Below are 11,440 nucleotides of genomic sequence, written 5' to 3'. Positions count from 1 at the left end.
TAGAAAAGGCAGATGGACGCTAGCCAGTCACGCCCGACCCGAGGTTCGGTCTACCGCGAGCATCTCAGAGCCGGCGCGACCGTGGCGCTGCAGTTGGTGGCGGTGGGCGCGGGGCTGTGGGTGCTGGCATGGGTGGTCGGCAAGACGTGGGTGATCATGCTGCCGGTGCTGCTGGCGCTGATCCTGTGCACGGTGCTGTGGCCTCCGGTGCGCTGGCTCCGGGACAGAGGGGTGCCGCCGGCTCCGGCGGTGCTGCTGGCCCTCGCGATCGCCGCGGGTGTCATCGCCGGGGTGATCGCCGCGGTCGCGCCGGCGATCGTCGAACAATCCACCGAGTTGGCCGAGCAGGCCACCGCCGGTGTGGTGAAGGTGCGGGACTGGCTCGACGGTCCGCCCCTGAACATCAGTGAAGCGCAATTGGATTCCGCTGTCGCTGCGATCAACGACACGTTGAACTCCAGCAGCGCGCAGATCGCGTCGGGCGTGTTCACCGGGGTGGGCGCTGCCACCTCGGCGCTCGTCACGTTCTTCACCACCGTGGTGGTGACGTTCTTCTTCCTCAAAGACGGTCCGGCGTTCCTGCCGTGGCTGCGACGAACCGTGGGCATGCCGGCCGCACCGCACATCGCCGAGATGTTGGAACGTGTCTGGAAAACCCTGGGCGGGTTCATCCGCACGCAGGCCCTGGTCAGCCTCGTCGACGCGGTGCTCATCGGCATCGGATTGGTCGTTCTGGGCGTGCCCTTGGCGTACGCGCTGGCGATCATCACCTTCATCGGCGGGTTCGTCCCGATCGTCGGTGCTTTCGTCGCCGGTGGTTTGGCGGTGCTGGTCGCGCTGGTCGCCAACGGCCCCGTCAACGCACTCATCGTGTTGGGAATCATCCTGGCGGTGCAGCAACTCGAAGGCAACGTCCTGCAGCCCTGGCTGCAGTCGAAGTCGATGAAGTTGCACGCGGTCATCGTCTTGCTGGCGGTGACGTTGGGTGCCTCGACGTTCGGTGTGATCGGCGCGTTCCTGGCGGTGCCGGTGGCAGCCGCGGCGGCGGTGATCCTGCGGTACTACCTCGAACAGGTGAGCATCCGAGCCGGCGAGAACGCGGATGAAGCCGAGACCGCGGACGAAGCCGAGCCGGAGAACGAACCCGCCTGACCCCCGCCGAACTTGCATTCCACGCGCGTCAAATCCACTTTTGACGCGCGTGGAATGCAAGTTCGGCGAAAGGACGCTCAGCGCGCGAACATCAACGCGCGCTTGACCTCCTGGATCGCCTTGGTCACCTCGATGCCACGCGGGCAGGCCTCGGTGCAGTTGAAGGTGGTGCGGCAGCGCCACACTCCGTCGACGTCGTTGAGGATGTCCAACCGTTCGGCCGCCGCCTCGTCACGAGAGTCGAAGATGAAGCGGTGCGCGTTGACGATCGCGGCCGGACCGAAGTACGACCCTTCGCTCCAGTAGACGGGGCACGACGTGGTGCAGCAGGCGCACAGGATGCACTTGGTGGTGTCGTCGTAGCGGGCGCGGTCGGTCTGGCTCTGGATGCGTTCGCGCGTCGGCTCGTTGCCCGAGGTGATCAGGTACGGCTTGATCGCCTTGTACGCGTCGAAGAACGGCTCCATGTCCACCACGAGGTCCTTCTCCACGGGCAGCCCGCGGATCGGCTCGATGGTGATGGTGAGCTGCTTGTTCGGGTTCTTGGGCAGCATGTCGCGCATCAGCACCTTGCACGCCAGCCGGTTGACGCCGTTGATCCGCATGGCATCCGAACCGCACACGCCGTGCGCGCAGGACCGGCGGAACGTCAACGTGCCGTCCAGGTACCACTTCACGTAGTGCAGCAGGTTCAGCAGCCGGTCCGAGGGCAGGCAGGGGACCCGGAAGCTCTGCCAGCCGGCCGAATCCGGGTCTTCCGGATTGAATCGGGCGATCTTCAGCGTCACCATCACCGCGCCGTCGGGCACGGGCGGGGTGGTGGCCTCGTCCTTCTCGATTACAGGCGCACTCATCTCAGTACTTCCGTTCCATCGGCTCGTAACGAGTCATCACGACGGGCTTGTAGTCCAACCGGATGTCACTCAGAAGGTCCGTACCTTCCTTGTAGGCCATGGTGTGACGCATGTAGTTGGTGTCGTCGCGGTTGGGGTAGTCCTCGCGGGCGTGGCCGCCGCGGGATTCCTTGCGGTTCAACGCACCCACCACGGTCACCTCGGCCAGCTCGAGCAGGAAGCCCAGCTCGATGGCTTCGAGCAGGTCGCTGTTGTAGCGCTTGCCCTTGTCCTGCACCGTGATCCGCGCGTACCGCTCCTTCAGGGCGTGGATGTCGGTCAGCGCCTGCTTCAACGTCTCCTCGGTGCGGAACACCGCGGCGTTGTTGTCCATCGACTGCTGCAGCGCACCGCGGATGTCGGCGACGCGCTCGTGGCCGTGCTCGCCCAGGATGTCGCTGACCCAGCCGGTCACCATGGCCGCCGGGTTCTCCGGAAGCTCGACGAAGTCATGTCCGAGTGCGTAATTCGCGGCGGCGATGCCGGCGCGGCGACCGAACACGTTGATGTCCAGCAGCGAGTTGGTGCCCAGCCGGTTGGCGCCGTGCACCGACACGCACGCGCACTCGCCGGCGGCGTAGAGCCCGGGCACGATGGTCGTGTTGTCCGACAGCACCTGGCCGTTGACCGTCGTCGGGATGCCGCCCATGACGTAGTGACACGTCGGGTAGACGGGCACGAGCTCCTTGACCGGGTCCACACCCAGGTAGGTGCGGGCGAACTCGGTGATGTCGGGCAGCTTGGCTTCCAGCACGTCCTCGCCGAGGTGGCGGACGTCGATGTAGACGTAGTCCTTGTTCGGGCCGGCGCCGCGGCCTTCGAGGACCTCGAGCACCATCGAGCGGGCGACGATGTCGCGCGGCGCCAGGTCGACGATCGTCGGCGCGTAGCGCTCCATGAAGCGCTCGCCCTCGCCGTTGAGCAGCCGGCCGCCCTCACCGCGCACGGCCTCGGAGATCAGGATCCCCAGGCCCGCCAGACCCGTCGGGTGGAACTGGTGGAACTCCATGTCTTCCAAGGGAAGTCCCTTACGGAAGATGATGCCCAGCCCGTCGCCGGTCAGCGTGTGCGCGTTGGAGGTGGTCTTGTACATCCGGCCCGACCCGCCGGTGGCGAACACGATCGCCTTGGCGTGGAAGACGTGGATGTCGCCGGTCGCCAACTCGTAGGCGACGACACCGGTGGCCACCGGACCGCCCGCGGTCTCGGTGAGCGTGATGTCCAGGGCGTAGAACTCGTTGAAGAACTCGACGTCGTGCTTGACGCAGTTTTGGTACAGCGTCTGAAGGATCATGTGGCCGGTGCGGTCGGCGGCGTAGCAGGCGCGACGCACCGGCGCCTTGCCGTGGTCGCGGGTGTGCCCGCCGAAGCGGCGCTGATCGATGCGGCCCTCGGGGGTGCGGTTGAACGGCATCCCCATCTTCTCGAGGTCGAGCACCGCATCGATGGCCTCTTTGGCCATGATCTCGACGGCGTCCTGGTCGGCCAGGTAGTCACCGCCCTTGACCGTGTCGAAGGTGTGCCACTCCCAGTTGTCCTCTTCGACGTTGGCCAGGGCCGCGCACATGCCGCCCTGTGCCGCGCCGGTGTGCGAACGCGTGGGGTACAGCTTGGTCAGCACCGCGGTGCGTACCCGCGGTCCGGCTTCCACGGCCGCCCGCATGCCGGCGCCGCCGGCGCCGACGATGACGACGTCGTAGCGATGTTCGTGAATCATCAGTGCTCTCCCTGGAAACCTCAGCCGATGGTGGCGTCGAACGTCAGCAACACGTAGGTGCCCAGCACCAGCGTGAACACCATCGACAGCGCCAGCAGTGAATTGAGCCAGAACTTGGTGGAGTCCTTACGGCTGTAGTCGGCGATGATCGTGCGCATGCCGTTGCCGCCGTGCAGCTGAGCCAGCCACAGCAGCAGCAGGTCCCAGGTCTGCCAGAACGGCGACGACCAGCGCTCGGCGACGTAGTTGAAGTCGATGCGGTACACACCGTCCTCCCACATCAACATGATGAACAGGTGGCCCAACGCGAGGAACACCAGCACCACGCCGGAGAACCGCATGAACAGCCACGCGTACTTCTCGAAGTTCGGCATGCCGCCACCGCGACGTGCCGAACGGGGGTTGTCCAGGCCGGGCGGACGGTCGTGGCTGCGCTGCAGGACTGGAGCCTCCGGGCCGCGCTTGTTGTCTGCTGCCGGTGCGGTCATAGGAATCGCTCCCACATGTGCATGCCGATGACGCCCACTGAGGCGATCAGGACGGTGAGGAAGACCCCGGCCACCACCCAGAGCATCTGGCGCTGGTAGCGAGGTCCTTCGGACCAGAAGTCGATGAGGATCACGCGGATGCCGTTGAGGGCGTGGAAGAGCACCGCGCCGACGAGCCCGACCTCCATCAGCCCGACGATCGGCGTCTGGTAGGTCGCGATGATCTCGTTGTAGGCCTGCGGGCTGACGCGCACCAGTGCGGTGTCGAGCACGTGGACGAACAGGAAGAAGAAGATCGTCGCACCCGAGATGCGGTGCAGCACCCACGACCACATGGCCGGGTCACCGCGATACAGGGTTCGGCGTCGCGGTTTGGATCGCGGCGCCGGTATGCCGGTATCAGGTGATGTCGCCGTACTCATGTGACCTCCAACGCCATCGGTGGACGCGTGGGGCGCACGGTGTGCTGGACCGCAGCCCCAAAACCTCGGGGCGACTCTAATCCCCTTTGTACTGCCGAACGAACTAGCGTGGAGCCGTATGCGCCGGTAAAAGGGGAGAAGTTAGGTTGCCCTATCCAAAACGTGCGTCGCGTAACGAGGTGTTCGGAATGGATTCAGACTCGGTTCGGGCGGCCTGAAGTGAGCCTGGAAATCGACTGGGAAGTGTTGCGGCGCAAGGCTGTTGAGGTGTCTGCGCATGCTTATGCGCCCTATTCCGGCTTCCGGGTGGGGGCGGCGGCGCTGACCGCCGATGACCGGATCGTCACCGGATGCAATGTGGAAAATGTCTCATATGGCCTAGGTCTCTGTGCGGAGTGCGCAGTGGTCTGCGCCCTGTTTTCCGGCGGTGGCGGACGGCTGGTCGCGCTGGCCTGTGTCGGCCCTGACGGCGAGGTGCTGATGCCTTGCGGGCGTTGCCGCCAGGTGCTGTTCGAGCACGGCGGACCCGACCTCCTCATCGACCACCCGACCGGCCCCCGCGCGCTGCGCGACCTGCTGCCCGACGCGTTCGGGCCCGACGACCTGGCGCGCGGGGATCGTCGGGAAACGCCGTGACCCACGCCACATCCGACGGGCCGTTCGACGCGCCTGAGCCTGACGGGCCGTTCGACGTGGCTGAGCCTGACGGGCCGTTCGACGCGCCTGAGTCTGACGGGCCGTTCGACGCGCCTGAGTCTGACGGGCCGTTCGACGCGCCCACGGTCATCCGGACCAAACGCGACGGCGCGGCGCTCTCCGACGCCGCCATCGACTGGGTGATCGACGCCTACACCCACGACCGCATCGCCGACGCCCAGATGTCCGCGCTGCTGATGGCGATCTTCCTGCGCGGGATGACGGGCGCGGAGATCGCGCGGTGGACCGCGGCCATGATCGCCTCGGGTGACCGGTTCGATTTCAGCGATCTGCGCCGCTACGGGCGACCGCTGGCGTTGGTGGACAAGCACTCCACCGGCGGGGTCGGCGACAAGATCACCATCCCGCTGGTGCCCGTCGTCATGGCCTGCGGGGGAGCGGTCCCGCAGGCCGCCGGGCGCGGCCTCGGCCACACCGGCGGCACCCTCGACAAACTCGAGGCCATTCCCGGATTCACCGCGGAGTTGTCCAAAGGCCGTATCCGGCAACAACTCTCCGACATCGGCGCAGCCATCTTCGCCGCCGGTGACCTCGCACCCGCCGACCGCAAGATCTACGCGCTGCGCGACGTCACCGCCACCACCGAGTCGCTGCCGTTGATCGCGAGCTCGGTGATGAGCAAGAAGATCGCCGAGGGTGCCCGCGCGCTGGTGCTCGACACCAAGGTCGGCGCCGGGGCGTTCCTGAAGACCGAAGCCGAATCGCGCGAGCTGGCCCGCACCATGGTCGATCTCGGCACCGCCCACGGCGTCGCGACCCGGGCGGTCCTGACCGCGATGGACGTCCCGCTGGGCCGGGCCGTCGGCAACGCCGTCGAGGTCGCCGAATCCCTGGAGGTGCTCGAGGGCGGTGGACCCGAGGACGTGGTGGAGCTGACTGTCACGCTGGCGCGGGAGATGCTCGACGCGGCCGGGATCGACAGCGTCGATCCGGCCCAGACACTGCGCGACGGGACCGCCATGGACCAGTTCCGCCGCCTGGTCGCCGCGCAGGGCGGTGACCTGGGCCGGCCGCTGCCCATCGGCGCGCACAGCGAAACCGTCCTCGCGCCACGTGATGGCACCATGGGAGACATCGACGCGATGGCGGTGGGGCTGGCGGTGTGGCGGCTCGGAGCAGGCCGTTCCGAGCCGGGCCAGCACGTGCAGTTCGGCGCCGGACTGCACATTCACCGACGACCGGGTGAACCCGTCGCGGCCGGCCAGCCGCTGTTCACCCTCTACACCGACACGCCGCAGCGATTCGGTGCGGCACTGTCGGAGCTCGACGGCGCCTGGGCCGTCGGCGACCACCCCCCGCCGTCACGGCCGCTGATCATCGACCGAATCAGTGATGAGGAGGTTCGCAGAGGTGACGACACCGTTGACCCTGGAAACCATCGGCAAGGCCCCCAAGGCTCTGCTGCACGACCATCTGGACGGCGGGCTGCGGCCCGCCACCGTGCTCGAGCTGGCCGCCGAGACCGGTTATGACGCACTGCCCGCCGACGACGTCGACGAGTTGGCGACGTTCTTCCGCACCGCCGCGCACAGCGGATCGCTCGAACGCTATCTGGAGCCGTTCGCGCACACCGTCGGCGTCATGCAGACCGCTGATGCGCTGCACCGCGTCGCCTACGAATGCGTGGAGGACCTGGCCGCAGACAACGTCGTCTACGCCGAGGTGCGGTTCGCACCCGAGTTGCACATCGACGGCGGGCTGTCGTTGGACGCGGTCGTCGACGCCGTTCTGGCCGGGTTCGCTGACGGCGAGAAGGCTGCCGCGGCCGACGGGCACACCATCACGGTGCGCTGTCTGGTGACCGCGATGCGGCACGCTGCGCGGTCGCGGGAGATCGCGGAGCTGGCCGTGCGGTTCCGTGACAAGGGCGTGGTGGGTTTCGACATCGCCGGCGCCGAGGCGGGCCATCCACCCACCCGGCACCTCGACGCGTTCGAGTACATGCGCAGCAACAATGCGCGCTTCACCATCCACGCAGGGGAGGCGTTCGGGCTGCCGTCGATCCACGAGGCGATCGCGTTCTGCGGGGCTGACCGGCTCGGACACGGCGTGCGCATCGTCGACGACATCACCGCCGATGCCGACGGCACCCCGCGGCTGGGCCGGCTGGCCTCGCTGTTGCGCGACAAGCGGATTCCGTTCGAGATGTGCCCGAGCTCGAACGTGCAGACCGGCGCGGTGCCCAGCATCGCCCACCATCCATTCGACCTGCTGGCGCGCTTGCGTTTCCGCGTCACCGTCAACACCGACAACCGGTTGATCAGCGACACGACGATGAGCCAGGAGATGCTGCGGCTCGTCGAGGCGTTCGGCTACGGCTGGAGCGATCTGGAACGGTTCACCATCAACGCGATGAAGTCGGCGTTCATCCCATTCCCCGAGCGCCTGGCCATCATCGACGAGGTGATCAAGCCGCGCTACGCGGTCCTGATCGGCTGACCCCCGGGCTTTCGTTCCGAGCGCACGCGCGGCTCGTTTGGCCGAGCGCGCGTGTCTGTCCCTCGACACGCCGGTGATCGGCGGCAGGCAGCGCGCGCTCGCGCCCGCCGAGCGCGACGAAACTGTTGGCGTTGCGCGGCGTGTCGACCAGCAGACACGCGCGTTCGCCAAAACAAGGAGACCCGCGCTCGGCCGGAACGGGTAGAGGCGCGCTACTCCTGCCGGAGGCGGGACTCGACGAAGCGCTCCAGCGACTCCCACTCGGTGACGGCGTCGGCGTACGGCGGGTTCGGCCGGGACACAGACGCCGGGTCCAACGCGTAGGCGATGACCCGGCCCAGCGGGGCATCGGGCGCCAGCTTCGCGGAAACGCTCGGGTCCTCGGCGTAGTCGCCGATGTCGTGCAACAGTTCCACGGCCAGCTCGACCTGGTCGCGGTCGAGCGTCTCGGGTCCTTCGGCGAGGTCGTCGGCGATGTCGGTGAGCACGTAGACGTTGTCGTCGGTCACGTCGACGCGCAGCGAGCCGTCGGTGGCCGCGGTGCGGATGTCGTCGTAGGTGGCCAGATCGGACAGGTCGTGGTCGTGCTCGTCGGCCAGGTAGCGCGCCAGCGTGCGCTCCGAGCCGAATACGCTGATCCGGCCGTTGCGGCCCAGGAAGATCGGCCGGTCGTCGAGGTAGCAGCGCAGCGTGAAGTAGGACCCGCCGCTGGTCATGATCCGCACGGGGTCGATGCCGACGCGTGCCCAGAAGTCCTCGTCGCTGCCGAGTACCTTCTGCTCGGCGGCCGCGGCCAGCTCGGCGGACTCCTCGTCGGTGTCGACGATGTCGTCGATCACCACGTCGTCGATGTCGTCTTCCGGCTCCGGCGCCGGTCCGTCGAGCTCCTCCTGGGCGGTGCGCGCCGCCGCGGCGTCGACGTCCGGGGTGGTGATGATCTCGTCGATGGCGGAAACGACGTTGTCCCAGCCGCGCGCGATGATCTTCTCGATCTCGGCCCAGCGTTTGCGTCCGGCGCGGCCGGAGAAGGCCTCGACTCCGCCGCCGACGGTCCCCAGCACCGGGTTGCCGTTGAAGAACTTGGTCACCGCGGGCAGCTCACACACCGAGCCGATCGACGACACCACCGCGAGCGAGCCGTGCAGTGTGCGCACGCCGTCCTCGGTCGGCTTGGCCGACAGGATCTCCTCGAAAGCGGCCAGGTCGTGGGTGTGCTCCTCGGTCGGCGCCAGCCGATGCGCGTTCTGCGTGGTCAGCTTCTCCCAGGCCGGGTGATCAGCCAGGTCGTTGTCGGTGTTGGTGCGCACGAACGCCACCAGGTCGGCGACCGAGTCGAACACGTACAGATCCTCGTCCTTGCCGAGGAACGCCTCCCACTCGTCGCCCTCGGCGCGCCACCGCGGCGCCCACAACGTGTACACGTCGCCCTTGGTGAGCCTCAGCCCGATCGGCACGATGTCAGCCATGGCGCACAGCCTAATGGGCAGTGGTCGTCGATTTTGCGGGCACGCTAGCCCGTCGGCCGCCAGAAGCCCTGGAATCCCTGACTGAGATTGGTCGTCCGGATCGGGGAGAGTTTGACCGGGTCGCCGGCTTCGATCATGGTGCCGTCGCCGACGACCATCGCGACGTGGCCGTCCCACACCGCCAGATCCCCGGGACGCAGGTCGGCCGCGGGCACCGCCGCGCCGATGTCCTGTTCCTGGGCCAGTCGCGGAATGTCCAGCCCGGCCTGGCTGTAGGCCCACTGGGTCAGGCCGCTGCAGTCCAGGCCGACTCCCGGTGTGGTGCCGCCCCATTGGTACGGCACACCGAGCTGGGTCAGCGCGTGCCGCACCGCGTCCGCGGCGACGGGGTTGGGTGCCATCACGACCGTGCCGTCGGGCAGCCGAACGGCCACCCCGTCGCCGAACGTCGCGGCGTCGGGGGTGTCCGCGCCGTCGGGCCGCACCGAGCTCACCAACTCGGCCAGCCCGGAAGCGGCCGGCGCCGCGCCGCCGCCCGCCGGGCCGGCGCCGCCGCCTACCGGGCCGGAGGGGATCCCGCCGCCCGCGCCCGACCAGCCCGCCGGAGACGTCGACGCGGCCGGCGGCGGCGGGGGAGCCTGGGCCGTCACCGTCCGCGCCTGCGCGTCCAGTTCGGCCTGTAGCTCCTCGACGATCGCGATGGCCCGTGCCAGCGCGTCGCGCGCTTCGGTGAGCAGCTGCTTGGCCACACCGGGCGAGTCCAGCCGAGGTTCCAGCGCGCCGGCCTTGGCTTCGAACTCCTCAACGAGGTCCTGCAGCCGGCGATGTGCGCCAGCGACCGCGGCCGCGGCCCGGTCGGCAGTGGTGCCCAGGCGGCCGGCGCGTTCGGCGGCGCTGTCGATCGCGGCCGCGGTGGACGCCGCGAACTCGGCTGCCGCGTCGGCGCCCGCCCCGGACCAGCCCGCGTCGACGGTGCGCCAGGCGCGCTCGGCGTCGGAAGCGATACCGGTGAGCAGGTCGCGCACACCCCCGAGCACCACCGCGGGATCAGCGGCGGGGTCACCGGTCCAGCCGGGCCCGACCAGGGACTGAACGTGACGGATGGGCGCCGCCAGCGCCGAAACCAGCGGGGTCGGCATCACCACCACCCCAGCGCGGCGCCGGCGTCGGCGTCGGTGCTCTCGTACGCCGCGGCCGCACCGCCTGCCGCGACGCGGGTGTCGGCCAGTGCGCCGCCCAGCGCGGTGACCGTGCCGGCCTCCGCGGCCGCAACCTGCGCCAGTGCCGCCAAGAACCGGGCGCCGACGGGCCCGAACATCGCCGTTGCGCCGGCCCCGACGGCGGTCAGGCGTCCGGCCACGTCGTGCAGATCGGCGGATTGACCTGATGAAGCGGTGCCGTAGCCGCGGACGAGGTCGGGATCGACGGACAAGTGCGCGTACATACGGTTAGGACGCCGCGAACCGCCGCTTGGTTCCCGTTAAGGTTCGCAGTCATGGATGTCCGCGTTGTCGACCACCCGCTGGCCGCGGCTCGGCTGACCACTCTGCGCGACGAGCGCACCAACAACGCCGGGTTCCGGGCCGCCCTGCGGGATTTGACGCTGATGCTCGTCTACGAGGCGACGCGGGAGTTGCCCATCGACGTCGTGTCGGTGCGTACGCCGCTGGTCGAGACGGCGGGTGCGCGGCTCGCGGTGCCGCCGCTGCTGGTGCCGGTGCTGCGTGCGGGTCTGGGCATGGTCGACCAGGCCCACGAGCTGATCCCGGAGGCCCGCGTGGGTTTCGTCGGGGTGGCTCGCAACGAGGAGACGCACCAGCCGACGCCGTACCTGGAGTCGCTGCCGGATGATCTGAGCCGGCAGCCGGTGATCGTGCTGGATCCGATGCTGGCCACCGGCGGCTCGATGGCCCACACACTGGAACTGCTGTACAGCCGCGACGCTGTCGATGTCACCGCGATCTGTGTGGTGGTCGCCCCGGAGGGGCTCGCGGCGCTGGAGAAGGTTTCTCCGGATCTGCGGCTGTACACCGCGGCGGTGGACTCCGGTCTCAACGACTTCGCCTACATCGTGCCGGGACTCGGGGATGCCGGGGACCGTCAGTTCGGCCCGCGCTGATTCTCGCCGAAATTGCATTCCACGCGC

11 protein-coding genes and 1 pseudogene are annotated in these 11,440 nt (G+C 68.6%); 5 read left to right on the top strand and 7 right to left on the bottom strand.

Features of this window, described 5'->3' with window-relative positions:
- The first annotated feature begins 12 nt into the window (after positions 1-12).
- Positions 13-1,152 carry an AI-2E family transporter gene (locus ACQI46_RS00120; RefSeq protein ID WP_427091930.1) on the top strand — a complete coding sequence of 380 codons (1,140 nt, stop codon included), beginning with the start codon at positions 13-15 and terminating at the stop codon, positions 1,150-1,152.
- 77 nt (positions 1,153-1,229) lie between these two features.
- On the opposite strand, the gene ACQI46_RS00115 is transcribed toward ACQI46_RS00120, so the two are convergent.
- The 4 genes from ACQI46_RS00115 to sdhC are packed head-to-tail and all read right to left on the bottom strand — an operon-like array spanning position 1,230 to position 4,585.
- Entirely contained in the window at positions 1,230-2,006 is a 777-nt protein-coding gene (locus tag ACQI46_RS00115) for a succinate dehydrogenase iron-sulfur subunit (RefSeq protein ID WP_427091929.1), read from the bottom strand.
- Position 2,007: 1 nt separating this feature from the next.
- Complete coding sequence (gene sdhA / locus ACQI46_RS00110) at positions 2,008-3,762, bottom strand: succinate dehydrogenase flavoprotein subunit (RefSeq protein ID WP_427091928.1); 1,755 nt, start codon at positions 3,760-3,762, stop codon at positions 2,008-2,010.
- A gap of 20 nt (positions 3,763-3,782) precedes the next feature.
- On the bottom strand, positions 3,783-4,250 hold the full coding sequence (locus tag ACQI46_RS00105; protein ID WP_427091927.1) for a succinate dehydrogenase hydrophobic membrane anchor subunit: 468 nt from the start codon (positions 4,248-4,250) through the stop codon (positions 3,783-3,785).
- The gene (gene sdhC / locus ACQI46_RS00100) at positions 4,247-4,585 is read right to left on the bottom strand and encodes a succinate dehydrogenase, cytochrome b556 subunit (RefSeq protein WP_427091926.1); all 339 of its coding nucleotides are present in this window, start codon (positions 4,583-4,585) and stop codon (positions 4,247-4,249) included. The genes ACQI46_RS00105 and sdhC overlap by 4 nt, the downstream gene beginning before the upstream one ends.
- A 306-nt stretch (positions 4,586-4,891) precedes the next feature.
- Here sdhC and ACQI46_RS00095 point away from each other — a divergent pair, with 306 nt between their 5' ends.
- The 3 genes and pseudogenes from ACQI46_RS00095 to ACQI46_RS00085 all read left to right on the top strand — a co-directional run bounded on the left by ACQI46_RS00095 (position 4,892) and on the right by ACQI46_RS00085 (position 7,828).
- The gene (locus ACQI46_RS00095; protein ID WP_427091925.1) at positions 4,892-5,308 is read left to right on the top strand and encodes a cytidine deaminase; all 417 of its coding nucleotides are present in this window, start codon (positions 4,892-4,894) and stop codon (positions 5,306-5,308) included.
- Between the two features lie 56 nt (positions 5,309-5,364).
- Positions 5,365-6,717, top strand: a pseudogene (locus ACQI46_RS00090) (thymidine phosphorylase); the annotation flags it as partial.
- Between the two features lie 22 nt (positions 6,718-6,739).
- A complete protein-coding gene (locus ACQI46_RS00085) occupies positions 6,740-7,828 on the top strand; it encodes an adenosine deaminase (RefSeq protein ID WP_427091924.1) in 1,089 nt (362 codons plus the stop codon).
- 212 nt (positions 7,829-8,040) lie between these two features.
- Here ACQI46_RS00085 and satS read toward each other — a convergent pair whose 3' ends face one another.
- Genes satS through ACQI46_RS00070 form a run of 3 tightly spaced genes read right to left on the bottom strand, consistent with a single transcriptional unit; the run spans position 8,041 to position 10,726 of the window.
- Positions 8,041-9,294, bottom strand: coding sequence for a protein export chaperone SatS (gene satS, locus ACQI46_RS00080; RefSeq protein WP_427091923.1), 1,254 nt, complete (start codon positions 9,292-9,294; stop codon positions 8,041-8,043).
- Between the two features lie 44 nt (positions 9,295-9,338).
- The gene (locus ACQI46_RS00075; RefSeq protein ID WP_427091922.1) at positions 9,339-10,433 is read right to left on the bottom strand and encodes a C40 family peptidase; all 1,095 of its coding nucleotides are present in this window, start codon (positions 10,431-10,433) and stop codon (positions 9,339-9,341) included.
- Entirely contained in the window at positions 10,433-10,726 is a 294-nt protein-coding gene (locus ACQI46_RS00070; protein ID WP_427091921.1) for a type VII secretion target, read from the bottom strand. The genes ACQI46_RS00075 and ACQI46_RS00070 overlap by 1 nt, the downstream gene beginning before the upstream one ends.
- Before the next feature lie 63 nt (positions 10,727-10,789).
- Between ACQI46_RS00070 and upp the strand changes: the two genes are divergently transcribed.
- Positions 10,790-11,413, top strand: a complete 624-nt coding sequence (gene upp, locus ACQI46_RS00065) for a uracil phosphoribosyltransferase (protein WP_427091920.1) — start codon at positions 10,790-10,792, stop codon at positions 11,411-11,413.
- Positions 11,414-11,440: the final 27 nt, after the last annotated feature.

Origin of the sequence: Mycobacterium sp. SMC-4, from assembly GCF_050205565.1 — a bacterium.
GTDB lineage: Bacteria > Actinomycetota > Actinomycetes > Mycobacteriales > Mycobacteriaceae > Mycobacterium.
Note: the sequence above shows the minus strand (reverse complement) of the source record. Positions and strands in the feature narration are given on the sequence as shown.